This is a genomic window from Rufibacter tibetensis (assembly GCF_001310085.1).
Lineage (GTDB): Bacteria > Bacteroidota > Bacteroidia > Cytophagales > Hymenobacteraceae > Nibribacter > Nibribacter tibetensis.
The window spans coordinates 3,525,973-3,549,763 of the sequence record NZ_CP012643.1; the positions used below are offsets into that span (position 1 = coordinate 3,525,973).

At 47.6% G+C, this 23,791-nt stretch carries 25 protein-coding genes; 10 read left to right on the forward strand and 15 right to left on the reverse strand.

The genetic code is table 11. From position 1 onward, the window contains the following. Positions 1-321: 321 nt before the first annotated feature. From DC20_RS14390 to DC20_RS14415, 6 genes are all read right to left on the reverse strand, one after another. Positions 322-1,674, reverse strand: coding sequence for a M56 family metallopeptidase (locus DC20_RS14390; protein ID WP_062544471.1), 1,353 nt, complete (start codon positions 1,672-1,674; stop codon positions 322-324). Then, positions 1,664-2,044, reverse strand: coding sequence for a BlaI/MecI/CopY family transcriptional regulator (locus DC20_RS14395; protein WP_062544472.1), 381 nt, complete (start codon positions 2,042-2,044; stop codon positions 1,664-1,666). The genes DC20_RS14390 and DC20_RS14395 overlap by 11 nt, the downstream gene beginning before the upstream one ends. Positions 2,045-2,265: 221 nt before the next feature. Then, the gene (locus DC20_RS14400; RefSeq protein ID WP_169788188.1) at positions 2,266-2,547 is read right to left on the reverse strand and encodes a hypothetical protein; all 282 of its coding nucleotides are present in this window, start codon (positions 2,545-2,547) and stop codon (positions 2,266-2,268) included. A 33-nt stretch (positions 2,548-2,580) separates the two neighbouring features. After that, positions 2,581-2,994 carry a hypothetical protein gene (locus DC20_RS14405; RefSeq protein ID WP_157593167.1) on the reverse strand — a complete coding sequence of 138 codons (414 nt, stop codon included), beginning with the start codon at positions 2,992-2,994 and terminating at the stop codon, positions 2,581-2,583. 349 nt (positions 2,995-3,343) lie between these two features. Continuing rightward, complete coding sequence (locus tag DC20_RS14410) at positions 3,344-3,631, reverse strand: DUF1456 family protein (protein ID WP_062544475.1); 288 nt, start codon at positions 3,629-3,631, stop codon at positions 3,344-3,346. A gap of 252 nt (positions 3,632-3,883) precedes the next feature. After that, positions 3,884-5,731 carry an outer membrane protein assembly factor BamB family protein gene (locus DC20_RS14415; RefSeq protein ID WP_062544476.1) on the reverse strand — a complete coding sequence of 616 codons (1,848 nt, stop codon included), beginning with the start codon at positions 5,729-5,731 and terminating at the stop codon, positions 3,884-3,886. Positions 5,732-5,973: 242 nt separating this feature from the next. On the opposite strand from DC20_RS14415, the gene DC20_RS14420 reads away from it, so the two are divergent. After that, positions 5,974-6,264 carry a YciI family protein gene (locus tag DC20_RS14420; RefSeq protein WP_062544477.1) on the forward strand — a complete coding sequence of 97 codons (291 nt, stop codon included), beginning with the start codon at positions 5,974-5,976 and terminating at the stop codon, positions 6,262-6,264. 114 nt (positions 6,265-6,378) lie between these two features. On the opposite strand, the gene DC20_RS14425 is transcribed toward DC20_RS14420, so the two are convergent. The 7 genes from DC20_RS14425 to DC20_RS14455 all read right to left on the reverse strand — a co-directional run bounded on the left by DC20_RS14425 (position 6,379) and on the right by DC20_RS14455 (position 12,702). Continuing rightward, entirely contained in the window at positions 6,379-7,362 is a 984-nt protein-coding gene (locus DC20_RS14425) for an ABC transporter ATP-binding protein (protein ID WP_062544478.1), read from the reverse strand. Positions 7,363-7,591: 229 nt separating this feature from the next. After that, positions 7,592-8,185 carry a hypothetical protein gene (locus tag DC20_RS14430; protein WP_062544479.1) on the reverse strand — a complete coding sequence of 198 codons (594 nt, stop codon included), beginning with the start codon at positions 8,183-8,185 and terminating at the stop codon, positions 7,592-7,594. Between the two features lie 78 nt (positions 8,186-8,263). Continuing rightward, positions 8,264-8,827, reverse strand: coding sequence for an HD domain-containing protein (locus DC20_RS14435; RefSeq protein ID WP_062544480.1), 564 nt, complete (start codon positions 8,825-8,827; stop codon positions 8,264-8,266). 121 nt (positions 8,828-8,948) lie between these two features. After that, entirely contained in the window at positions 8,949-10,289 is a 1,341-nt protein-coding gene (locus tag DC20_RS14440) for a 4Fe-4S binding protein (protein ID WP_245652215.1), read from the reverse strand. 105 nt (positions 10,290-10,394) lie between these two features. Beyond that, complete coding sequence (locus DC20_RS14445; RefSeq protein WP_245652216.1) at positions 10,395-10,595, reverse strand: hypothetical protein; 201 nt, start codon at positions 10,593-10,595, stop codon at positions 10,395-10,397. A gap of 61 nt (positions 10,596-10,656) precedes the next feature. Beyond that, the gene (locus DC20_RS14450; protein WP_062544483.1) at positions 10,657-11,955 is read right to left on the reverse strand and encodes an NAD(P)/FAD-dependent oxidoreductase; all 1,299 of its coding nucleotides are present in this window, start codon (positions 11,953-11,955) and stop codon (positions 10,657-10,659) included. 339 nt (positions 11,956-12,294) lie between these two features. Continuing rightward, positions 12,295-12,702, reverse strand: a complete 408-nt coding sequence (locus DC20_RS14455) for a hypothetical protein (protein WP_157593168.1) — start codon at positions 12,700-12,702, stop codon at positions 12,295-12,297. Positions 12,703-13,950: 1,248 nt separating this feature from the next. On the opposite strand from DC20_RS14455, the gene DC20_RS14460 reads away from it, so the two are divergent. From DC20_RS14460 to DC20_RS14485, 6 genes are all read left to right on the forward strand, one after another. Then, the gene (locus DC20_RS14460) at positions 13,951-14,583 is read left to right on the forward strand and encodes a hypothetical protein (RefSeq protein ID WP_062544485.1); all 633 of its coding nucleotides are present in this window, start codon (positions 13,951-13,953) and stop codon (positions 14,581-14,583) included. A gap of 105 nt (positions 14,584-14,688) precedes the next feature. Continuing rightward, positions 14,689-15,009, forward strand: coding sequence for a hypothetical protein (locus DC20_RS14465; protein WP_245652217.1), 321 nt, complete (start codon positions 14,689-14,691; stop codon positions 15,007-15,009). A 117-nt stretch (positions 15,010-15,126) separates the two neighbouring features. Continuing rightward, on the forward strand, positions 15,127-16,119 hold the full coding sequence (locus DC20_RS14470) for a hypothetical protein (protein ID WP_062544486.1): 993 nt from the start codon (positions 15,127-15,129) through the stop codon (positions 16,117-16,119). Positions 16,120-16,439: 320 nt separating this feature from the next. Then, positions 16,440-16,865 (forward strand): hypothetical protein, encoded by a 426-nt coding sequence (locus tag DC20_RS14475; RefSeq protein ID WP_071885627.1) that lies wholly within the window; start codon positions 16,440-16,442, stop codon positions 16,863-16,865. Continuing rightward, complete coding sequence (locus DC20_RS14480) at positions 16,862-17,512, forward strand: SCO family protein (protein WP_062544488.1); 651 nt, start codon at positions 16,862-16,864, stop codon at positions 17,510-17,512. The genes DC20_RS14475 and DC20_RS14480 overlap by 4 nt, the downstream gene beginning before the upstream one ends. Before the next feature lies 1 nt (position 17,513). Beyond that, complete coding sequence (locus DC20_RS14485) at positions 17,514-17,915, forward strand: c-type cytochrome (protein ID WP_062544489.1); 402 nt, start codon at positions 17,514-17,516, stop codon at positions 17,913-17,915. Between the two features lie 101 nt (positions 17,916-18,016). Here the strand turns inward: DC20_RS14485 and DC20_RS22885 are convergent, their stop codons facing one another. Continuing rightward, positions 18,017-18,442, reverse strand: a complete 426-nt coding sequence (locus DC20_RS22885; RefSeq protein WP_062544490.1) for a hypothetical protein — start codon at positions 18,440-18,442, stop codon at positions 18,017-18,019. A 298-nt stretch (positions 18,443-18,740) separates the two neighbouring features. Here DC20_RS22885 and DC20_RS14495 point away from each other — a divergent pair, with 298 nt between their 5' ends. Both DC20_RS14495 and DC20_RS14500 read left to right on the forward strand, forming a co-directional pair. Further along, on the forward strand, positions 18,741-19,844 hold the full coding sequence (locus tag DC20_RS14495) for a PA0069 family radical SAM protein (protein ID WP_062544491.1): 1,104 nt from the start codon (positions 18,741-18,743) through the stop codon (positions 19,842-19,844). A 571-nt stretch (positions 19,845-20,415) separates the two neighbouring features. Beyond that, entirely contained in the window at positions 20,416-21,588 is a 1,173-nt protein-coding gene (locus tag DC20_RS14500; RefSeq protein ID WP_062544492.1) for an endonuclease/exonuclease/phosphatase family protein, read from the forward strand. A gap of 406 nt (positions 21,589-21,994) precedes the next feature. Here DC20_RS14500 and DC20_RS14505 read toward each other — a convergent pair whose 3' ends face one another. Further along, positions 21,995-22,990 (reverse strand): cation diffusion facilitator family transporter, encoded by a 996-nt coding sequence (locus DC20_RS14505; RefSeq protein ID WP_062544493.1) that lies wholly within the window; start codon positions 22,988-22,990, stop codon positions 21,995-21,997. A gap of 413 nt (positions 22,991-23,403) precedes the next feature. Between DC20_RS14505 and DC20_RS14510 the strand changes: the two genes are divergently transcribed. Next, positions 23,404-23,595 (forward strand): hypothetical protein, encoded by a 192-nt coding sequence (locus DC20_RS14510; RefSeq protein WP_062544494.1) that lies wholly within the window; start codon positions 23,404-23,406, stop codon positions 23,593-23,595. Positions 23,596-23,791 lie beyond the last annotated feature (196 nt).

Consider the following 23,791-nt stretch of genomic DNA (forward strand, 5'->3'; position numbering starts at 1 on the left):
ATAGTACAGATTACGGTAACTAAGACTGTAACGGTGCTTACTGATCTTGCCTTCTTTTAAAACTTTAGAAGGAGTGGAAGTTACTTCCATGCCACTTACACATTTCTGTCAGCCACCTTCTCCTTTTGACATCATTTACTGCAAAACTGACCCCGGTCATCATCTTCCCTCGGCAAACTCCTGACCTTTGTAAAAATTTAAGGTGCTACTGCTTTTCTACCTACTAAGCAGATAGCTGCAAACATTAAAAAAAGCGCCAGAGATGAATCCAGCGCTTTTCTAGTTTTTGCTCCTTGTAACAGGAGGTAAGTACTGTTTTGTTTATTCTACAGGACCATAACCAGTTACGAAAATTGGAGGAGCGATTTTAATAGTCTTATCCTGAACCTGTGCCGAAACCTTTGCTAAGTCTTGCTCAAATTCTTGTTTGATGACGTTCTTGTCATTTTTAAAACCGTCTATAATGATGGAGAATGGAGTGATATAGGTGACCGATGAGGTAGCGCCGCTTGCTTCCCAGGTAGGCATCAACTTCACCACCCGTAGCACTTCTTGCTCTAAAGAAGCATGCCGGGCCTGTAGTACTTTGAAATCGCCAGGTGTGCCGTCTTTTGCAATGGTGACTTGCACAAACACTCCGCCATATTCATTGTTCTTTTGGGCACTTTCTGGTATTCTTAACTTATCTGCTAGATACTTCATCATAGCAGGCGTTCCACCTGGAAATTGAGGTTCTTGAAAGGAGGTGGAGGTAACCGCAGCTGTGGAAGCAGGAGCAGAATTTTCCTGCACCAACATTTGATTGGAGGAGAGGGAAAGAGCCAGCAAACCCAGCAGTGGGAAAGCCAGGACTTGTTTCACTTTTGAGGTGCTACTTTTGGGTTCGTGAATCATTTTGAGACGTTTTAAAGTGAGTGATTTATTGAAGTAATGACCTAAAGCAAAGTTGTTCTTCTGTAAAACTTGTTTGGCTAGCAGCAAACCATAAGCAGCTTTATCCTGGGTTTGGATAACGTGCGCATCGGCCAGGAATTCGTGGGTAGCCATAAGGGCTTTCCGGTAAAAGTAGAGGAGGGGATTGAACCAGAAAATAATGGTAAGTACCTCCAGATACATCAGGTCATAACTATGACCTTGTTGCACGTGCACCCGTTCATGCTGCAAGATGCGTTCCTGTTCCTCTGGCGTTAGTGATTGAGAATTGTCCCAAAAGATGTACCTGAAGAAAGAGAAAGTAGGCCATTCTCCTTGGGTAGGGATAATGGTTAAGTCCTGCACCTTCTCAGCCTGCTTTTTATGCTTGCGGGTAAACAGGTGCAGGTGGTATAACTGCCGCACAAAACGGGAGGCAAATACACCTACCCCAATGCCATAAAGTAGCAAAAGAGCCGTCTTCCAGTCCAAGCCAGAAGTAACTGTTGCTGGTTCTCCTTCCACAGGTACGTTTACCACAAAAGGAGTGAAGGAAGGCATAAAGGCTGGGATGGAAGCTACTTCCTGAGAAGAGGGCAATTCTAGGATAGCAAGCAGCAAAGAAATCAATGTTGCGCCCAGTAAATAGAAGCGGTTATAACGGAAGCACCCCTCGTTGCGCAGCAAAAGCAAGTACAACAGGTAGAAGGCCAGCAGGCAAACCGAAGACTCTACAAGGTAAGGTACAAGGCTATGATTCATCGTCGTTTTTTGGGGTTTGGGTTTTTACATAGTTTACCAGTTCTTCCAGTTCTTTCACGTCCAGTTCTTCCTCCTTTGCGAAGAATGAAACCATGCGCTTGAAAGAACCACCAAAATACCCGCTGACAAAGTTCTTCAGGAAGAATCGCTGGTACTCGCTCTTCTGGATAAGCGGATAATACTCGTGCGTTTTCCCGTAGGCCGTGTAGCCCACGAAACCTTTCTTCTCCAGTATCCTGATGATGGTGGAAACGGAGTTGTAAATGGGTTTAGGTTCTGGAAACTGCTCAATCACATCTTTCACAAACCCTTTCCCCAAGCTCCACAAGATCTGCATGACCTGTTCTTCGGCTTTGGTTAACTCTTTCATAGGGAGGTGGTTGATTTCTTTACTAAACGTATAACTTAATTTTTAGTTATACAACTTATTTTTAAGTTATTGTTGAATTAGTTTGTGATTCCCTCTGTAGGAAAGCAGGTAGGAAAATAAAATAGGGTGGGAGTTTTTAGAGGCATTTCCAGAAAATAGCCTTAAAACAAAGCCTCAGCATAGGGCTGAGGCTTTCGCCAAGAGTTAATGACAATGAATAGTTACAAGCTATCCAGGTTAGCGAGGTAGTCCAGTACGTAGTCATTCTTGGGGTTTACGGCCAAGGTTCTTTTTCCGAAATGCTCACAAAGTGTTTTGTCTTTCATTTCAAAGGCACACTCCGTCAGGTAAGAAAGGGCTTGTTCATAGGCAGGTTCGTTTTTCATGTTACTGGCCATCAGCATGAATTTACCAATTTCCAGCATGGCGGCTTTCCAGTTGCCGTTGTCCATGTGCAGGGTGCCTAATTTCCAGTAAGCTTCCATAAACCAGGTATCCACCACTAGTTCAGCGGGAGAGGTGCTTTGGGCATCTAGTTACGAAACTAATTTCTTGTAGACCTGGTAGCTGTCTGGTTTCCGTTCGTCTATCTGGTACAGGGCGCGGGCATAGGCTTCTAACAAGAATGGGTTTTCAGGTTCCTGGGTTACTGCCTTCTTGAGCACCTCGGCGGCTTGGGCAAAAGACTTTTTATTATAAAGTTGGATGGATTCTCTTAATTGTTTCTCGAATTTATCAGAACGCTTGGTTGGCTGAGGCGCAAACTGGGCAACAGGGTCTCCTTGATTCACAGTCTGCCCCTGCTGCAAAGGCATTCCTTTTTGAGTATGCAGGAAGATGAGGCTGGTGATTTTTATCTCTACAGGACTGTCTGGGGTTAACAACTTTATTTGACCAAAACCGGAAAAGGATATCGCCAGCAAGGCTACTAGTAGTAGAGGTAGTTTCATAGCATAGAATTTAGGATATGAGAGGGGATTTGTTTAGATGAATATATCTTAAAAATAGCATATCTACAAGGGTATACTTGTGGATATGCTGGGGTACTTCTGAAGAAGAGTAAGTAGGATAAGTATGCCGCCAATCGCACTGTTAGCAAACAGAAATGAGTGTGTCTTGGCGAGCTGTTTTCTGAATTCTTTAGCTTCTAAATTAGCTGCTAAAGAAAGCCTTTTGATTTCTCTTAATTGGCTACAAGAAAATGCGGCATCACTGTTAGAAAGCCTATAGACCTAGAAAGCCGTTTTGGGCTGTCTTATATAGACAGCCCCAAAACGGCTTCTGAAATGTTAAAGAATCTTATTTTTTACGGGGAGGGTACGACATGGGCTTTCTGGCTGGGGCAGCAGGAGTGGCTGGTTTCTTTTCTTCAGGGGTGCCGCGCATGTGAATGACCAAGCCATTCAGGAAATTACGCAGGAGTTGGTCGCCGCAGGGTTTGTAGTTGGCGTGATCTTCTTTCCGGAAAATAGCTCCCAATTCACTTTTGGTAACGTTAAAATCCACCAGCTTCAGGATATCGATGATGTCATCGTCCCGGAGCTGAAGCGCCACGCGCAGTTTCTTCATGATATCGTTGTTGGTCATGCCTTATCTTTTAATGGTTCGCGAAAGTACGTATACGCAATAGAAAAGCAAGCAAGTATGCCGCTTCAGAAAAACAGTTTACCAATGGGGTTTATATACTTTTCAACTCCAAGCGGAGGGCCGTATTAGATCTTCAGGAGGGTAGTGATAGAAATAAAAAGCCCCTCCACAAGCTGGAGGGGCAGGTTCACAAATTCCTTTTCTAGTCGGTGTTTTGAGAAAACAGGCTCAAAAGAGCCACAGACTTCTGGCTTAGTAGGTCAGCATTTCTACTTTGCCGTCCATAGTGGCGGCAATTACCCTGCGTTTGGGCAGCACGTTAACGGTGTTTACCATGGAGTTGTCAATCTTGTGGGCCCAGTTTACTTTATGCGTTAGGGGATTGATGCTGTACACCACGCCGCTCTTGGTCCCGAAGAACACCGCTCCGTCTTTTTCAATGAGCATAGACGGCACATGTTCGTACCCAAAACCGGCATTTAGGCGCCAGGCCAGTTTAGGAGCAGCTTTATTGGTTTCAAAAGCCACTACTTCGTCCTGCATGGTTTTGCCGTACACCAGCTTTTTGTCTTTGGACATCCCGATGGACTCACGCACGGTAGCTTCTTTGCTGCGCCACAAAGCTTGGCCGGTGTTGCTATCCAAGGCGGTGATGAACCGGTCTGGCGCCACAATGTAGACCACACCATCATGCGCTACCGGGATAACCATGGCAGGAGAGAACATGCGGTTGGGTGAGCCATTGTTCCACTTCCAGGCCAGTGTTCCGTCTTTCTGGTTTAAGGCATACAGGTGTCGGTCCCAGGCACCAAAGATGATTTTACCTTCATATGACAAAGGGGTGCTTACTACGGCTCCGTCCAGACCGGCAAATTCCCATACCTGTTTTCCGGTGGCTGCTTCCAGGGCTCTGAACTTCCCGTCACTGCCGCCAATGTACACAATGCCTTTCTCTATCAACGGTGATCCGAGTACCGAAGCGCCGGTTTTTGTTTTCCAGGCAAGTTTGCCAGTTTTGGCTTTCAAGGCGTAAATGTGCCCGTCACCTGAGCCAAAAATAACTTTGTCCTTGAAAACGGCAGGGGACGAGAAAATGCCACCGCCTGTCTTAAATTCCCAAGCCCTAGTGCCGTCTTTTTCCTTCAAAGCTTCTACCTTGCCCACGCTGTTCCCGAAGATCACCAGCCCATGGCTGTTCACCGGAGTAGAGATCACATTTGCATCTGAGTGGTAGCTCCAGGCTTTTTTGGTAGAGGCATACTGGTCATTGATGGCAAAGGATGGACGTGGGTAAGTTTTACCGTCAGCGTAAGAGCGGTTGCCTAACGCGATTCTGCGCCACACGGGTTTGGTGCCTACTCCCGGATTCCGCTCTGAAAACAGCGCCGAATCTTGCCGCATCTCTACCAGGTTATAGCCACCCACTTCATCTTTGGCCCTGAGGTTAGAACGCCCCATGGTAGCTTGCAGGCCTTCAGAATCAGCAACCCGGTTTTGGTGACCGTGCCCGCAGATGGAGAATTGCGTGTTGTATTGCTTCAGGCGGTCAATGGCGTCATACCAGTTGTCCAGGCCGTTGTCCAGCGGGTAGTGGTTCACAAACACAATGGGCTGATTTTTGGGTGTTTTGGCCAAAACACTGTCTAACCAAACCGTGGCGTCACGCGGAATATGGCCGTCTGACATGCGCACATAGGGGCCAGAGGCACACCCAATAAACTTCAGGCCTTTGTGCTCAAACACGAATTTGTCATACCCAAACTCCCTGATGAAACTTACTCCACCCGATTCAGACCAGCCCGTATCATGGTTGCCGGGCACTATGTAGTAAGGCACCTTCAGCTTGCTGATGATCTCTTTGGCTTTTTTCAGTTCGGCATCAGTACCCATTTCGGTGATGTCTCCGGTGAGCAGCACAAAGTCAATGCCTTCCTGGCTGTTGATATCAGCGATGGTACGCTCCAGGTCTTCTTCGGCCACGCCGTTAGGAGAGCCAATGTGGGTGTCAGTGACAAACGCAAACCTGAACGATTGAGCCACCGAGGTGTGCCACGCGCACAGCCACAGGCAAAAGAGGAGAAGAAGGGTTATCTTTTTCATACACAGAGGGAGGTTGGTAGCAAAAGCTAATATCTGCAAATGAAAATAGATAAGCCAACCTTCTCTGTTAAATTTTAAAATAATTTAAAAAGTAATATAAAGCGTTCGTTTAAAGCCCCTTTTGCAAAAGAAGCTTCAAATTGAAAGCAAAGGTGTAGGGTGTACCCGTGCTTTCAAGCTCGTTTGAAACAAGGTGCCGCAATTTTCTGTACCTTCCAATTCAAAACTAAAATCTACAGATCGTGCCACAATTTCTTATTACTGCCCTGGATTATACCGATGACCAAGCCCTGGACCGCCGCATGGCTGCCCGGCCCTACCACTTAGATATGGTGAAAAAGTTGAAAGCCAATGGTAACTTTATTTTGGGAGGCGCAATGCTAAGCCCCGAAGAAAAAATGAAGGGTTCCACGATGGTGGTGGAGTTTGATAACGAAGAAGAAATACAACAGTGGTTTGCTCAGGAGCCTTACTTGTTACAGAAAGTATGGGAGAAGGTGGAGATTACTCCTTTTAAAGTAGCTGTTGTATAGAGACCCTCAAGTGTTCGTTTAATGGCTGAAGCCGTTCTGTGCCTGTTTTATTGAAACTAGGCACAGAACGGCTTTTAAGTATCTGCTTTAGCTTTTGTGAACACGATCTGGCTTTTAAATAAACCACACCTTTTCAGGAGAAAGGGAAAGGAAAACAGTGTCATCCTTCCTGAAGTGGGGGAGGGCGGTTCTAACGGTGATGGTTCCCTGGGGTAAAAATACCTCCAGTTCATAATGACTCCCGAAGAATGTCACCCGGTGTGCTTTTCCAGCTACCGCACTACTGCTGTCAGTTCCCAGTTCAAAACTCTCTGGGCGTACCAGCACCTTTTTTTCGTTAGTACTTACCTCTAAGGTATCAAAGAAAATACTGGCTTGGGTTGATGAAAGCAGATTGTATTTCCCGAACAATCCAGCCACGTACTCATTGACAGGCTTCTGGTAGATATCTTCCGGGGAGCCTTGTTGAAGAACTTTCCCGTTTTGCATGACCAGTATTTCATCTGCCCAGGAAAGACTGTCAAGCGGGTCATGGGAAATCAAGAGGCAGGTGATTTCCAGGTTATCGCTAATGTCCTGGATGATGGTTTTCAGGAGGCTCTTGTGGCCGGTGTCCAGGTTAGAGAAGGGTTCATCCAGCAACAGCAGTTTAGGAGAAGTAAGGAGCAGGCGGGCCAGGGCAATGCGTTGGCGTTCGCCACCCGAAAGCTGGTCGGTTCTGCGGGTAAGCAGGTGGCCTATTTTGCAGACGTTATACAGTTCATCGGCTTCTTCCTGCGTGAGGGAGTTGGCGTAGCGCAAGACCTGTTCTACCCGCAAAAACTCTGGTAACTCATACTGCTGCGAGAGGTACGCAATGCCCGGGTGCCCTGCAACTAACTTCTCAGCGGGGCCTTTTACCCGTTCGCCCTCGAACGTCAGGGTGCCCGCATCTAGTTGAATTAACCCGGCTATGATCTTGAGCAACGTACTCTTGCCCGAGCCTGTTTCCCCGGCAATGGCTATCTTCTGAAACTCCTGCTGGGTAAAGCTGATGTCTGTGAGAACGGCCTCTTTTTCGCCCTGCTTGTGAATTCCAGCTACTTGTAAAAACGTCATATACTTGGGAGCGAGGTTCACCTAAGGGCGCCTGCTTACGAGGGTATTTGGTTTTGAATGTCTCCTTACAGCAATCTACGTCACGAAAGTAGGCAATAAATGGGGTTTGTCTTGAAATGGCTGTCTTAATGCTCTGGAAATGAATAACCCCTTATGCTTTCAACAGCGTTAGTTGTCTTCTTGATTTGAATAGGAATTAAGATAACAACGTACTAGGCTATGGCACGTTTTAATGCGCTATAGGTGTTGTTGTGAGGTCGTTCTTTTTTACTATGGCTTCAAAAACCATATTCTTAAATCCTACTTTCTGAATTTTCTCCTTTGTATCGGGCGCAACTACAATAACGGGCGTTAAAGGGCGGTCATGTAGTCTCCCCCTACCACCATACAAAATGTTGGATTGATAAAAGCCGTCTTCCAAGGGGGTTTCCAGTTGGCCCAAGTCAACATGAGGGCCTACAACTATCTCATGCTGTCCGCACGAGCCGCAAAGGTCCGCTACCTCTCGGGCAGTGAAGGGTATCGTGCTGTTTTGAAGGATGAATTGGTAGAACCCACTGCTTCTTTCCAACTCCATAAATCTGATGTTGCCGTAGTTGTTTCTATTGCAAAACTCCTTGAACTTAAGGGACGAAATTGCAATGGAATCATAGGTAAAGGAGAAGTCATATACTTTTCTCTTGATTCTAAACAGATTGTTCGTTTCCCTGTAATCCACCCGAAAGCCGCAATCGGAACACTTTTTCGCTTCCGTAAGCGTGTCGAGGTCACTGAACATTTCGGAACCGTTATCTGGTCCCCATAAAATATACCCAATTATCATAACTTGAATGCCTCACAACTACTAAATATACGGAGCACCTACAGTTATCTGAACTATGTGCGTAGGAGTCATATACATTCAAGAAGCTTCCGAGGAAATAGGAGTCAATTGCAGTTCCTCTGCGTGGGGTTGAAGCACTTGAATGATAAAGTCTATGTGTGCGGCTAGGTCTACTTCCAGTAATTCGGCCCCTAAACGTACTTCGTTGCGGTCCACCGAGGCGGCAAAGCTGGCTTGTTTTAGTTTCTTCAGGACAGACTTGGCTTCTAAGCCAGACAAGCGTTGCGGCCGTACCTGGGCACAGGCGACTACAAAGCCGGTTATTTCATCGCAGCCCAGCAGGGCTTTGTCTAGTAAGCTGTCATGGGGTACGCCCCAGTGGCTGTAGTGCCCTGAGATGGCGTGGGCCATTTCTTCTTCGCCACGTTCACGCAGCAGTTCTACTACTACATTAGGGTGGCGGTCTGGGTAGGCTTCATAGTCGGCATCATGGAGCAGGCCAGTATTGCCCCAAAGTTCTGGGTCTTGGTTCAGTTTCTGGGCATAGGCGCGCATGACCAGTTCCACGGTGCGGGCATGGCGTAAAAGACTTTCGCTTTTGGTGTATTGTTGTAAGATCTGAGTTGCTTCTTCTCTGGTCATTGGGCATAAGGTTTAAACCAGTAAGATAGCCGGGATGACGCAGATGCACAAGGAAAGAACAACTGCTTCTCTTCTGTTTGTGCTTCTTTTTCTGAAAACAAGCTCAAAGCAGGAAACAAGCTTAAGATAAGATGCGCAGGTTGTCTGGGTGAATCAGTTGACTGGCATTGTAGCGGCCTTCGCGCGGACCATTCTCCAGTTTAAGTACACCTCTGGGGCAAACGGTGGCACACATGCCACAACCCACACAAGCTGCTCTAATTATGGGTTGCCCTTGCTGGGCATAATGCCGCACGTCAATGCCCATTTCGCAGTACGTAGAGCAGTTACCGCAAGAAATACATTGTCCGCCGTTGGTGGTAATCCGGAAGCGGGAAAAATGTTTCTGCAGCAGCCCCAGGTAAGCGGCCATAGGGCACCCAAACCTACACCATACCCGGTTACCCAATAGCGGGTAGAAACCAACCCCTATCACCCCCGCAAAAATAGAGCCTATGAAGAAACCGTACCACTGCGCAAACCCTCCGGAGAACTGGCCCAGAAGATCGCCTTTCAGGTAACTGTTAACCCACAGCAGAATAGTAAGCAGAATAATAGCCCCAAAGATGGGATACACCACCGCTACTTCTATTCGCCAGGCTTTCCGGGAACGGTCTGCCAGGTGGCGATAAGGGTCACCTGCAGTTTCGGCCAGGCCGCCGCAGCCACAAACCCAACTGCAATACCAGCGCTTCCCATAGAAATAAGTAAGAATAGGGGTGGCTACAAAGGACAAGGTGGCACTCCAGAACACCAGAAATACACCCGTGCCAATGGGTTGCTTGAGCAAATTAGCGACGGTGCCAGGAAACAGGTACTCGTATTTGAGGGGCCAGAAATAACTGAAGTAAAACTCAGGTCCTTGAAACAGCACCATGAGGTGAGGCAGGATAAACGCGAACACCAACTGAAAAAACATCACGGAGATGGTCCGGATGATCTGGTAACGGCTATGGCGGTACTTGACTAGCGCCCGCACACCCATTAGCAGGACGGCAAACGTGTAGAAGGCGCCGTACAGAAACCAGTGGTCGGCGGGCTTGTTCCGCATCCAGCCGCTAAGTCCGTCAAATGGCCTGATCAACCCTTCCAGCACCCACGGAAACCAGTACAGGAGTACATAGAAGCCTGTCAATAAAATAGCCACCAGCCAGGCAGTCCACCCACGCGAGGTCTGCTTCTGGAGCCAGACGCCGGTATTGGCCAGGTGTGGCCTCCGCAGGAAGCGCAGGTAGAAGTACCACAGGCTTCCGGCCGTCAGCATACTTACTCCTACACTTACCGCTATAAGTCCAGCCGCCGGAACAGCCATCGGGATCAATCCCACAATCACCCCAACCACCACCAGCAGCATAGATAGCCGTTCACCTAGGGTAAGCGTGGGGTCTTCAGAATGACCAAGGGCAAGGGAATAATCTTTCACGGTGAATTGTGGGCTTGGGTGAGTGGTAGACAGTGATTGAAACAGGGGAAGGAAGAGATATGTTTGAAATGGAGTGCTCACCCCAGGATATTGCCTTGTTCCTTCCTAATGATGATGGTGGTGATGGTGATCGTCTTCCTCGGGGTTGTGCCGCAGGTTCTGGATAGATCCAAACACAAACAAAACGCTCCAGCAGAGGTACAGGTAATTGAAAGAGGCAATCTCTTTGCCCCACAGGTGCAGCAAAAGATGCGCCAGCGCAGACATGATAATGCCGGTGACCGCAATGAACTGGAAAGAATTCATTGCTTTGGGGTTATATATTTTAAACCATTCCATAGGTTACTGTTTTGCCGTATCTTCCTGGTTAAGAAAGGATACGTTGTTCACGATATTGGGTATATACGAGAGAAAGCTCTTTGAGCGGTAACCGGTGGAATTCAGCATCAAAAGCCGCCTGGCCCAAATGGGGAATTACGGTCTCTAAGGTAGCATTTTCCTTGATCCATTTTTCGCAAACCTCCTGCCTGAAACGGGTATTTAAAAGATTAAACCCGGTGACTTTGGTGGTCTCCTCCTGGAAATAGATACGGATACTCTGGTGCTTGGAGGGGTGCTGCCAGAACAACGAGGAAGTTCCCTCAGGGTGCCTGGCCGGTACCTGGCCGTAGCTTTGGTACTCCACTTCAAAGAATTTGGCGGAGTTATACCATACCCCGCGGGCGTATCTGGTTCTTTTGCCGCTTAAGGTCATTCCTACTGTTTCGCCCTGCATGCGGCCGGTGTACCATAATTGCTCCACAGACGGCTGCCCGGGAGGAGGGTTCCTGAACTGGGCACAGTCTCCTGCTGCATAGATGTAAGGGAGGCTGGTTTCCAGGTGCTCATTGACTAGAATGCCAATATTTGTATCCAGTCCAGCGGTTTGGGCCAACTCTATAGCAGGCCTTACCCCAACAGCCAACCCCACAAACTGACAAGGGATTTCCTTCTGTGTGGAAGTGAGAATAGCTCTTACGTGCCCGTCTTCATCAGCCAGTACTTCGGCTAGTTCTGTATGTAATTGGAGATGAACGCCCTGCTCCTGCAGGTGGCGGGCAATGATAGTTGCTTCTTCGGGCGGAAGGTTGTTGCCCCAGTAATGGGCGTCCCGCACCAGCATGGTTACCCCAATGCCGCGGGTTCGCAACATCTCTGCCATCTCCACTCCAATCAAACCTCCTCCGGCAATTACCGCTTGGGTAACTTCCTTGGTGGTTTTCTGCATCTGTTCCAGGTCTTGCCAACTGTACAGCCCCTGCACGCCTTCTGCCTCTAAGCCGGGTAAGTGAAAGCGGTGGTACGTAGAGCCTGTGGAAAGCAAAAGCTGGGTATAGGGAAGGTGGGAGCCGTTGTCTAGCGTGAGGGTTTTGTCTTCTGGCGAAATGGCGGTAACCCGGGCCTGAACAAGCTCTAGCCTGTTTTCCTTCCAGAACCAGTTTTCATACAGATCAAGGTGGCGCGGAAGCAGTTGGCCCATGTAAACGTACATGAGTGCAGTGCGGGCAATAGGGTAGGGGGTTTCAGAAGAAATTATGGTGATCTTCTCCTGGGGCGACTGACGTCGCAGCGTAATAGCCGCCGTGATGCCGGTAATGCCGTTGCCAATAATCACAGTGTGCGACATAAAACAAAGGTAGCTTTTTACCTGCACATTTATTGATGACTGGGCATCTCCTTACCGTTTTGTGCAGGTTTTGAAAAAATCAGGCTATAAACCTTTATAAATTCAGAAAGCAGTTTGGGGAATTAGTGGAAAGTGGTTGTATACACCTGCTTCTCCTGGAAGCTGAAAATTATCAAACTGGTTTCTGCAAACAAGTAGAATAAGGATTGCTTCTGAATCAGACTGACTTTATAGAAATTTAAAACAAAGACAGATGCTTTTCCCTGTATTTCATGAAAATACCCCTAAAACAGGAAGAGGGCCAGTTGAGGCCCTCTTCCTGTTTTATAAGAGATAAACTTAGTTTCTTTTCTTTTTAGTGTTAGTGCTTGGGGTTACCTGTTGCACCAAAGATAAGAAGTTGGCTTCTGGCTTGGTTTTGAATTCAGCATAAGCTTCCAGTTGACGGTTGGTCAGGATCTTGAAAAGTTTGTTTTCAAAATCTTCTTCAATGTCGCGCAAAGAAGCTTCCAGTTGTGGGGCATCACCAGAAAACTGACGGGTTGCCTCAGCCGCTTTGGCTAAACGCTCCTGGTTAAGATTGCGCACCTGGATGTATTCTGCTTCGTTAAGCCCCATCTCTTCAACCATCATGCGGCTAATGGAAACGGTGGCCTTGTCTACGGCTTCGTTTTTAGGTGCTACCTGGGCAGTAGACGTGAAAGCTAAACCCAGGAACAAGCAAAAAGAAAGAGTAAATGTTTTCATAGGTTGGTTAGTTTAACGGTAGGGGTAAAGGGGATGGTGATGGATTGATTCTTAGGAATGTCTTAATTGATCTATATAGAATTTTTACGGTGAAGTACTAGTGAGGTTTTTCAAAACAGGGCAGTTAGTCCACTTTTGGGGAATATTTAAACTGCAGTACCTGTATTGTACAATATATTATTTGTTCTGAGACCTAAGCTAGGATATTGAAACATATAAATTATTATATATTGTATTCAGGTTCAGTTGTAGAAGATCTACGTGCTCGGAGATCATAAAGTAAGTGGCAGGTATTAAAAATGACATTAGGTTCAGGTGGTGGAAAAAAACTGAACAAAATCTGAGGTATATGAGTAAAGACCTGTTCATTGGAAAGGCCAACACAAGGGAAAGGATGAAGGAGTGCCACCAGTAAAGATGGTATGGAGAAAGGGGCAAAAAGAGAGAAATAAACGATTGGATTTCCTGAATAAACTCTCTTTTTTTTTGCTTCTGCTTTTTCAAGTTATGATAAAGGAATAATCATGTAGTCTTACATGTTTTGGTATTGGTAAAGCTTGTTGCGAATGGCTAAGTACAAAATTAGGTTGTAAAAAATGTATGTAGGTACATTTTAGAAACATTAACATTCAAAGTATTGTCTAGGATTCAGAATCAAGGTGTGGTTTTGTATAGAATCTTTACTATATTGTAAAAGAATTGAGGGTTGAGGCCCTCTTTTGAAGAAGGATTTTACTCTTTCAACTCGTTTGAAAACAAAGGGTAATCTCATTCACCGGGTAATCGAAATATTTCAACTGGAAAAGTGGCAGACTCACCGAATACTAGTAGCAGGAAGAAAATAACCTGTTACCTTTGACACAGTTAAAACAACAAAGACAGTTTGTTGCTTATAAAACAGAAGACATAAAGGGGCGGCGGAACACTTCTGCTTGCAGAAGCGTCAAAAGTTCTGGTGCTTATTGGGGGATATGCTACAGACGCTAATGACATCTTGTGCCGCCTGCCCCTTCTTTTTATAACCTCTTCTTCCTTTTGGGAGAAGAGGTTTTTTTATGCCTAGCATTTTCCAGTGAAAGGAGTGTTGCATGTAACTCCCTGTGCATTCGGTACTTCTAACTTATTATCTCCTTTAATGAAAGATACCCCTGGTTACTGGCTTACCTGTTGGCAAGTGTGAAGTGCTGAGGCTGCCGGGGTGCAACTGGTTTTTCGTATCTTTGGTGTAATTAATTCAGCAGACACAACATGAAGCAGAATATCACGGAAAATGAGCGGGAAGTCATCAAGCTCATTACCTTTTTCAAGAAGCGCGGGGAGCGGTTGGCTGCCGAAGGAACCCTGACCCAGGAACACGAAGAACTTAACGCCGCCTGTGAGCGTCTCACCCAGAAAATCTATAACCACGCCGATTTCAGACAACAGGTGCTGGAAAAGCATGAAACCTTGAAGGGGATCATTGAAGACCATGCCCAGTGCCCTACCTGCAGCAAGGCAGACATGATCAAAAAGACCAGTGTGGCCACTAATGAACTGGGGTGGAAATCTAACCGGTACAAGTGCCGCCGCTGCAACATTGAGTTTACCTGGAACCGGCCCAATAACCCTTGGGACATGATCCCTTTTCTGGAGCTGTGCCTGCAGGAGCTGGATGCCAACATTGCATCACAGGAAATTGAAGGCGAGTTGAAAGAACGGGCGCAGGAAGCCCGTGACCACATGGCTGTGAGTTTGGAGCAACTTCGGTCGGCTATCAACTCAGCAGATACAGAGAAAATGCAGATGGAAGAGCAGGACAAGGAAATGGCCCGCATGCTACATGAGTTTAAGAAATACCTCCTTATTGAAAAGATTAAAATGGAGCCCTTCAGCGAGAACTAGTCCGCTTGATGCCGCCTATTTTCAGAAGCCCGTTTTGGAGCTGTTTTGCAGAAACAGCTCCAAAACGGGCTTCTTCATGTTAGCATAACAAACATTTTCTTTGGGGTGCGTACAACCTATATAGGAGCCGCAGAGGCTTCTTCAACGTTAGAGAACAATCCTATGCCCATTGAGAACGACGACATCACCAATGCTGACGAGAGCAAACGCTTGCCAGATGAGAACCCCAAACCCGTGAAAGGTGCCTATAAAGACTACCCTGAAGGCAAACCAGATTTGGGCGGAAGCCGGTTGGAAGCCATAGAGGCAGACCACCTGGACCATGAGCACGAAGGCCGTTTTGCAGAAGGAAACATAGCCGCCAAAGACGAAGAAGACACCACTGAGTTGGACGGCAGCAACGCGAATAACCTGCGCACTAAGTAGGCAGGCGCAAGAGGGGCGTTCCGGTTTTAAGCTGCTTTTATAGAAAGTAGCCCAAAACCGGAACGCCCCTCTTGTCGTTAAGATAAGTTGTTTTGTTACACTAAAACATCTGAGACTATGAACAGAAATGAAAGATCAGATAACCAAGATCATCACCGTTCAGACCATCGGCGCGGACATGATGAAGACCAATACCGTGGGGCTTACCGGTTAGATAATGACCGTGGAAGGGAGTACGACCAGTTAAACCGCCAGAACTTCAATGACCGGGACAGCAGCCGCGATTACAGAAGCCGCGATTACCAGGGCTCCAACGAAGACCGCCGCAGAGAGCGTGACCATGAACTTCCGCGTGACTACGGCCGGGACCCTAACCGCCGCGGAGAACGCTTTGACAATATGGGTGCCCATGAAGACAACAATGGCTTAGAGCACTCCACCCGTAACTTCGGTAACATGGGCAGCTACGGCGGAGCCCAGGGCTTTGGCTCTTCCAGAGGTGGTTCGCACAACCAGAACTCGGGAGAAGGCTCCCGTTGGAGCAGCGGTCACGGCCGCGAAGGTGACCGACATGTAAACCGGCAGGTGTATGGCGCCTATCGTGACCATAACAGCTTTGCTCCTGGTGAGCGCGAGCAGTATGACGGTTCAGGACGTGCGGGAAGCCGGGGCGCTGACAATACCCGGGGCTGGGAGCCGTCAGACAGAGCCGGTTCCAGAGGAGGCGTACGCGACATAGGCACCAATGACATCTCCCGCCGGGGCGATGACAGCAAATATGAAATCTATGATGATTCTCAGTCAAACTACAACCGTGGACAGTACGAGCGCGGTCGTCAGCTAGGCAACCTGAACAGCGGGCATGACCGCCGCACCCGTTCAGAGAACCCTTCACAGTTCGACTACAACCAAGGCCGCCGCGACCACTATGACCAGCAGGGCGAAGGCAGACGTAGTGAAAACTACGGCAACATGGCCGGCTCTTTGAGTTGGGGAAATGACCAGGATTACCGTTCTGAGGAGGGGCGCGAGCGCCGCTATGACCCCATGAGCGGGCACGTGAGAACCCAGGGGTCGCAACCGCCACCCCGTGAAGACTTCAGCTGGTAAAAAAAAAGCTAGCTGAGAAAAGCGAGGCTGCCTGAGAAAGGTAGCCTCGCTTTTTTTATGCGCTGGAATGTCCTTTATCTGTAAATACTATTTGATGCTTTTTTCCCAAAATCAACTCCAAAACGAAATAGTAGCACGAGATGGTCAGAGGTAATCCCTGGTGGTTACTCTTTGCAGTTGAAAGCCGTTTAGGGCAACCACTAGGGATCTGCCCTACATTGCATAAGGACTGGGATAAAACAGTCCACCGGATAATCTGGGTAAAACCTGTGCGTTCTAAGGGTGTAGCATCTACCTTTGCATTATAAATGCAATTATTCATGAAAAACCCTTTGCTTCCGCTTCTTTCTTTGGTGTTATTAGGGGCTGCCTGTTCGCCTTCGCCCCAAAAGAAGGTAGAGGTATTACAGCAGGAGGTGTTGGCACTCCATGATTCGGCTATGGCTAAGATGGGAGCTTTGTATTCCAATAGAAAGCAGTTAACCTACCTGCGTGATTCGGTGGTGGTGCAGGACACTCAGGCCAAACAAAGCCTGGCTACCGGCATCTCCAACCTGGTGCAGGCCGATGAGCAAATGATGCAGTGGATGCGTGCCTACCGGAGCCCTGAGGGGAAATCGCCGGAGGAAGCCTTGCCTTACTTACAGCAGGAAAAAGATAAGATTGAAAAAGTGCGGGTCAGCATTTCACAGAGCCTACAGACCGCTGATTCTTTGAATTCCCTTTACAGTAACCCTTCTAAATGAAACATACCCTTTTAACCCTTTGCCTTGGGGTAGCCCTGGCAACCGCCTGTACCTCACCCCCTGAAAAAGACCAGTTGCCCATCTTAGGCCCGCGTGAGCCGCAGGTAACCACCGTAGACGGAAAGACCCAGGTTGACACCCTGTATCATTCTATCCCGGATTTCACGTTCGTGGACCAGGACAGTCAGTTGGTTACCCAGAAAACAGTGGAAAACAAAATCTACGTGGCCGATTTCTTTTTCACCTCCTGCCCCTCCATCTGCCCCAAAATGAAGAGCCAGATGCTTAGGGTGTATGAGAAATACAAAGACAACCCACGGGTGGCCTTGCTCTCTCATTCCATTGACCCTACCCATGACACCGTTGCCGTGCTGCGGGATTACGCAGACAGGTTGGGCGTGAAAAGCAAAACCTGGCATTTCCTGACCGGTGACCGTGATACCATCCTGGACATGGCCCAAAAGCATTATTTTACCAGTGCCATGGTAGACAAGGCTATGCCCGGGGGGTTTGAGCACAGTGGAGCTTTCCTGCTGGTAGATGAGCAGCGGCGACTGAGGGGGCATTATGACGGTACCAATGCCCAGGACATAGACAAGCTCCTGAAAGACATGGATGTGCTGCTAGCCGAAACCAAGGCTCAATAGTATGCCTTGGCCTAAAATCAGCTTAGGTTTGCTTTTCCTGTTGGCTTTTGCGTTTGCAGGCTGTTTTACAGAAAGAGGCGATGAAGGGGAATTGCTCTACGGCCGTCACTGCGCCAGTTGCCACCTGGAGAACGGCGAGGGATTGCGTGGGGTCATTCCCCCGTTGGTAAACTCAGACTACTCAGAGAAGAACCGTGATGTGCTGGCTTGTTTGATCAGGCAGGGGATTCAAGGATCTATCATAGTAAATGGGAAGGAATACAACCAGGCCATGCCCGGTAACCAGCAGTTGTCTGAGGCAGATCTTACCAACATCATCAATTACCTGCATAAAGAGTTTAAATCACCTAAAGAGCGGGTGTCCTTTGGCCAGGTGCGGGAACAGGTCAAGAATTGCCCATAAATAGAAACGGTATCAAAAAGAAAGAGCAGCCAGGTTTCCTGGCTGCTCTTTCTTTTTGATACCGTTTGAATAAAAGGCTTCTAAAAGCCTACTTAATGAGATTAACGACCAGTGGTTGTTCCACCTGTGGTACCAGTAGTGCCACCTGTTGTTCCAGTAGTACCAGTAGTGGTTCCGGTTGTGCCTGTGGTACCAGTTGTAGTACCTGTGGTTCCAGTTGTCCCTGTCGTAGTACCAGTTGTTCCGGTAGTGCCACCAGTTGTACCTGTGGTACCAGTGGTTCCTGTGGTGCCGGTTGTACCAGTGGTGGTTCCGGTAGTAGTACCCATAGTACCCATGGTGTCAGTACCGCTCATGTCAGTGGTGGTGCTGGTGCCATCATCCATGGTGCCGCTGTCAACTGTGGTGTTGTCAGTAGTGGTACCATTTGCCTGGTCTTCCTGGGAGCCGCTGCCGCCACATGAAGAGAAGGCCATCATTGCCGCAAGAGCGCAAGCTGCACCCCAATTTAATCCGTTAATTTTCATAGCTAAGTGAAAGGTTAAGTTTGAATATTGATCACATGCATCTTCGTACGAGATTGCAATTTATTTAGTCTGCCTATGTTTAAAGAAACTCATAAAAATTAAAAAAATACGTATTTGTACTTACCTTTTTGGTAGAGTAAAAACGGAGCCTTTCCGAACAAAAGACAGGCCGGAGAAAAGACGAAGCCTTTGATTGAGGTAAGTTCCTGTTCAAGAAGATGAGGAACTAAGGAGAAAGTGAATACTAAAATTTGTAGTAATTACTTGTTTTAACAAATTAATACTAATAATTTTAGCTATGGAATCTGATGCTTCAAAAGATAGAAAAGGAACCAAACCGTTCCAGGTAAATGACCTTGCCAAAGGAAGGGGAGCACAGTACAACCCGGCCAATCCCTTCCTGAAAAACGAGTATGTGGTAGAGCACCTGGAGGGGCTTGATGAACCTTGGGAGCAAAAATCTGCCACCCAGTTTTTCAAAGAATTTCCTAAGTCCATTGTCAATGAAGTGGACTCCCCGGACCTTGGGCTGGTCTATTCCATGAACCCTTACCAAGGGTGCGAGCACGGATGCATTTATTGTTATGCCCGCAACACCCATGCGTATTGGGGCTTTGGGGCGGGTTTGGATTTTGAGCAAAAGATCATCGTGAAGCAGAACGCACCGCAGGTTTTACGCACGCAGCTGGAGCATCCCAAATGGGTGGTTCGGCCCATCATGCTGGCAGGCAACACAGATTGCTACCAACCCGTGGAAGCCAAAGAAAAGATTACCCGCCAACTGCTGGAGGTGTTGCTGGAGTACCGGCACCCAGTCAGTCTGATTACCAAAAATGCCCTGGTCTTACGCGACCTGGATTTGCTCACCCAACTGCACCAACACCGCTTGTTGCACGTGAACATTTCCATCACTACCCTTAATGAGCCGCTTCGGCAAAAGCTGGAGCCACGCACCTCCACCGGGGCCAAACGCCTGCAGGTAGTTAGGACCTTGGCCGAGGCAGGGATACCCGTAAATGTTATGGTGGCACCCATCATTCCTGGGTTAAACGACCATGAAGTACCGGCTATTTTGGAGGCCTCTGCCAATGCTGGTGCCCTGTCAGCGGCATACACTATTGTTCGGTTGAACGGAGCCATTGGCGAGACCTTTGAGGATTGGGTTTACAAGGCTTATCCAGACCGGGCAAACAAGGTGCTGGACCAGATAAAAGCTTGCCACGGAGGTACGCTCAATGACAGTAACTATGGAAGAAGAATGACAGGGGAGGGGAGATGGGCCGAAACAATTAAAGGTCTTTTTAAAGTTTCAATGAACAAATACTTCAAAGGCCGGTCTATGCCTGCTTATGACCTTACTGCGTTTACGCCCCGGTCTGGAAAGCAACTTTCAATGTTTTAGCCTATTTGAGCATCCTCTTGGTGCGCCTGAATTATTTTGCTCTTCTGGCATCAGCTGAAGAAAATAGCTGCTCAAGTAAAGGTTGAGTAGTATAAAGGTAAAAGGCCGGTTTTTAAGGATACGGTAGGTGAGGTGTGACAGCCTGTCAGGGTGTGTTATAAGCCAGATACTGGAAAAACTCTGCCAAAGAAGGAGGAAAATGGTAAGCTCTTCCGCCTTCTCAAAGAACATCAGAATGGTTCAACTGCAAGAGATTGCCTGCCTTGTCCTGAGATTTGCTTATTTGCTCCCTCAAACCTTTAAAATGCACGTTCCACGGCTGCAGGCTGTCTAAAGGTAAGAGTAGATAAGTCAAAATAAGTCAATAATGTAAAGGTGGGTAGGTGATGTACTGCTTTAAGTACCTGTAAGAAATAAGCAGAAGGAAGACTTTATTAGGCAGGAATACGTTTTACTCCTAGTACGAGGCACCAGACATACTGGTTTCGGGCAGGGCTTTCAAAGAGAGGCCTTGCTGCTTCTTTCTCAAGATAACTTTTTCTAAAAAGGCAGGCTCTTCGTATCTTTAGGCATGGGGAATACCAACACCCTTTCTCAATCAAGGACTGTGGCAGGGAAGAAAATCAGGCGAAGCTTCTTGTTTAAACTTATCGTGTTTCTAAACATAGGGGCGGCGGCTTTACTGATTCTCTCCCATATTTCTTCCTATGTAAACCCGAGCGTTTTCTGGGTGGCTAGCCTTGTGGCCCTGGCTTACCCTGGCCTGTTGTTGGTGAACCTGCTGTTTATTCTGTACTGGCTCCTGATCAAAAGCAGGGCCTTGTTCATCTCTGTCTTTGCAGTGCTGGTGGGGTTTGACAACCTACGGGGCCAGATCCAAATGAACCTTTTTGAAACCCGGGTGCCGGCTAACGCAGAGAAGGTTCGGGTGCTTAGTTTCAATGCCCGTTTGTTTGATTTGTATGACTGGACCGGCCACCCACGTACCCGAGAAAAAATCTTTAAAATGGTGCAGGAAGAAGCCCCAAACATTCTCTGTTTCCAGGAGTTTTATACCTCATCCAAACCCAACCGCAACAACTTAGACACGCTGCTAAAACTGCAGAAAGCAACCAACCACCATGTGGCCTATACAGAGACGTTGCGCAACAGCGACCATTGGGGAATTGCCACCTTCAGCACGTACCCGGTGGTGCGAAAAGGGAGCATTCTTTTCAATGAGGAAACAAACAACCTATGCATCTTCTCTGACCTGAAAATTGGCGAAGACACCGTGCGGGTGTACAACGTGCACTTCCAGTCTAACCGGTTTAAGCGCGAAGACTACGAGTTCCTGGGCAACCCCAATGCCAAGCCTTCCAACGACGAGAAAATCATTGCTTCCAGAAACATCATCCGGCGGTTGCAGGTAGGAGCGGTGAAGCGTGCGCGGCAGGTAAAAGTGGTGGCAGACCATATTGAAAGCTCTCCTTATCCGGTCATTGTATGTGGTGACTTCAATGACCCCCCTGCGTCCTTCACGTATAATAAAATTAGCAAAGGCCTGCAGGATGCTTTCGTGGAAAGCGGGTGGGGCTTGGGCAATACTTTTAACGGGCTCTTCTCGGTTCTCCGCATTGACTACCTCCTCCATGACCCTAAACTGGTAGGGACAGATTACAAAACCATTCGGCAGAACCTTTCAGACCACTACGCCATCGTAAGTGATTTGTGGTTGAAGAAGTCTACCGCCAAAGAAGAGTAATAGTATATTCCTGGGAAGTAAGCCCCGAGCTTAATTTTACCCTTTCTTGCTATACTGCAAAGCGGTGATTTCCTTTCTTAGGCTTGCAAACGTGCACCACATCCTAGTCGGTTTGAGTGTTTCTCCCGGGAGTTGTTTTAGAAGTGGGGTATATAAGCGTATCCTCTGTATGAGTTTAACGAGTTAATAAAATTGTTGAGAAGGGATATGAGGAAGTTGCCTCGTTAAAGCGATTACTTCCTTCAAAGAGGCTTTTGGTTTATCATAGGTGCTCTTTCAATAACAGGTCAAAAAGCCAAGGTTTACCTGGAGTGTAAGATGTCATAAGAGGAAGAGCTACCCGCATGAAAAAAGCCCTGCACTTGAGAAGTGCAGGGCTTTTTATTAGTACTTACTTATGATAAGTTTATAAGGAGTGTTTTTCGTCTTCAATGACATTCTCTAACGACCATTCTACCCTGCTTACAAAGTCGTGTTCACGGACATGGCAATCTGACTTGGTGCAGAGACGGCAACTGTGCGGGGGCAAACAGGGGTCCAGGTGAACGAAAAGCTCTACAATGTCACCCATTTCTTGGGTAATGATCTCCTGTAACAACTCTACTTCTTTGTGCCCTTCCTGCAGGTTGAAATACCAAGGCAATGTAAGGTGGCTGTCTATGTGCAGCATGCTGCCGTACTTGATCACCCGCATGTTGTGCAGGTCAATCCAGTTTTCGCGCCGCCTCTGGTTCAGGACCGTGATGATACGTTCCAGAAGCTGGTGGTCAGCCTCGTCCATGACACCCGAGATGGAATTGCGGACAATGCCGTACCCGGTGTAGGTGATAAAGGAACCGAATATAATTGCCACAACTGAGTCTAACCAAAGAATCTGCGTGAAGTAGATGCAGCCCAAGCCAATCACCAGGCCAAGGCTGGTGTATGCATCTGAAAGAAGGTGCTTGCCATTGGCTATGATAGTAAGGGAGTGGTGTTTGGTGCCTCTGTGTACAAGGTACCTTCCAGCGGCATAGTTCACCACTCCAGCACCTAAGGTTAACACAATACCCACGTCCATTTTCTGGATGGGCTGGGGGTGGAGCAGGTTGTAAACAGATTTAAAGATGATAGCCACGCCCGCCAGAGTGATAAGGGAGCCTTCCAGGCCAGAAGAAATGAACTCTATTTTGCCGTGCCCATACGGGTGATCCTGGTCTTTGGGCTTGGCAGCTAAAAAGACGCTGTACAAGGCCACCCCGCCAGTTACAAAATTGATGATAGACTCCAGCGCATCTGTTAAAATAGCGTTGGAGTTAGTAAGGAAATAAGCTCCAAACTTGACGCTAAGCAGCACCAGGGCTAGTCCCAGCATTAGGGCCATGATGCGAATAGACTTTACCGCCGGGGAGAGGGTGGACATAGGTAGGTACGCAGGTTATAGGAACTTTCGCCTTACAAACAGGAAGTAGGGCAAAAGGGGGTGCAAAAGTACTCTTTTTTTAGCCCACCTATACCAAAAGACAAGAAGAAGTTCTGAAAACCTGGAAGTTTGCAGGAGGCAATCTGGCAGGAACCCTGCTCCCATGATACGCCGATTACCCGAATACCAGGGTCAGCAACCAGGTTACAAAAGACGCAAGCAGGCCCAGAAAGAAAAACAGAAAACCCAGGATTGGATGCATATAGAACCGCGTTAAGTTGAGTAAATGTAAAAATTAAAATTTAATGCAACAAATACATTGAATGTTTCATATACCCCTATTGTAAGAGCTGTAGCAATACCATAATTTCGTTGCCTATACATAAATTAACAGAATAGATTGTATTTAACTTATGAACTCTCCGGTGAAAAAGGTAGTAGCGGGCAAGCCCATTGAGAAGCTTTTAATGAACAGCTCACTACTTCCGGTAGATAACAGTTCCATTAACGACTCTTTAGCCAGGTTGCAAGACCTGCGTCAGAGATACATCCAGACCCCCCAATCTGGTAAAAACGTATTTAAGTTGCCTCGCTTAAAGAAGTAACCCCCCCGCTTCCTGAAGTTGTGGTTTAAAAAGTTCCTGCCCGGTTAATCTGGTAGAGCTGGAGAAGTGCAAGCTGTAAGTTTCAGCCTCCTTAGTAGCACCTGAAAGTACCTTCTCTAACAGGTCCAAGGTGAACACTTCATCAGTCCTGAGCCAACTACCACAAGTCCTGTACCTGACCCGGTAAAGGTCATTC